1 protein-coding gene is annotated in these 1,306 nt (G+C 37.2%); it reads left to right on the top strand.

Going from position 1 to position 1,306, the window contains the following annotated elements; all coding sequences use genetic code 11:
• Positions 1–91 precede the first annotated feature (91 nt).
• Positions 92–1,174 carry an IS5 family transposase gene (locus EZJ43_RS16960; RefSeq protein ID WP_133263908.1) on the top strand — a complete coding sequence of 361 codons (1,083 nt, stop codon included), beginning with the start codon at positions 92–94 and terminating at the stop codon, positions 1,172–1,174.
• The last annotated feature ends 132 nt before the right edge of the window (positions 1,175–1,306 follow it).

The raw sequence follows: 1,306 nt of genomic DNA, 5'->3' as shown, positions 1-1,306 counted from the left end.
TAAGACCGTTGCAAGGCAGATTTCTTCAAAATGTGTATAAATAATTTTATAATTATTTGATTACTAGCTGGTTAATGATTATTTTAGTGTTATGAAATTGATAAAAACACCATCATTTGCTGACGATATTTGTGAGATAAGAAAACGCAAGGTGAAAAGCACCTTTTTTAAACAAATTAATCTGCTTATTGATTGGCGTCCAATTACCAACATTATTAACAAGCACTACACCAAAGGAGAAAGCATCACTGGAAAACCCGCTTACAGTGGCTTGTTATTGTTTAAAATGAGCCTTCTGCAAACTTGGTATGGCCTTAGCGATTACGAAGTCGAAGACAGAATAAACGATAGTATATCTTTTAGCAGTTTTTGTGATCTGTCGATCGAAGAGACCGCTCCAGACCACAGTACGCTCAGCCGCTTCAGGAAAGAACTAACTCAGAAAGGAGTTTATGAAAAGGTTTTTAGAGAAATGAACAAACAGCTCGAGAAGCACAGTATCATAGTTAAAACAGGCGCTATTGTTGATGCCAGCGTAATTGACAGCCCTTTTAAACCTAAGGGAAGAGCAACATTTGAAGTAGAGACCGACCGTATGGAGGATCCCCGTTCAACTGTTGAACTGGAAAAAGAACAGGAGGAAAAGCAGTTGCAGAAAATGACCCACGGCAGTGTAGATACCGATGCTGCATGGTTAAAAAAGGCAGGAAAATTGCGTTATGGGTACAAAAAGCACATTGTGACAGAAAGTGAAGGACTTGTTATTGGCGTAACCACTACTGCCGCCAACGTTAACGAGATTGCCAATTTAGAAGATGTATTAGAGGATATAGAACTTCCCGCAGGATGTTATTTTTATGGAGATAAGGGATACAAGTCAGCCAAAAACGACGAGCTTTTAAAAACCAAACAATTAAAGAACAGGATATTGAAAAAAGCAAAAAAAGGAAATCCACTGAAAGAAAGCGAAAAACGGTTTAATAAGTTATGTGGCAGGATAAGATTTAAAGTTGAGCGGACATTTGGTAGCACCAGAATATGGTTTAACAGTAATAAGGCAAGGTATTTCGGCATTGCCAAAATGCATACCCAAAACTTAATGGAAGCAATGGCCTATAATTTATACCGAAGCCCAGGGATAATTGCGCGCAATGCACAAAAAATAGCGAAATAGAACAAAAAATGAGGGATAAACCCTCGTTTAACACTAATATTTTCGATGAAAAACTAAAAACAACGACGAAAAATCGAAGAGAAAATCAAAAAAAATGAAAAACAAATAATGTCTCACTTTTGCAACGGTCTT

The sequence above is a fragment of the Pedobacter changchengzhani genome (assembly GCF_004354365.1).
GTDB lineage: Bacteria > Bacteroidota > Bacteroidia > Sphingobacteriales > Sphingobacteriaceae > Pedobacter > Pedobacter changchengzhani.
Note: the sequence above shows the minus strand (reverse complement) of the source record. Positions and strands in the feature narration are given on the sequence as shown.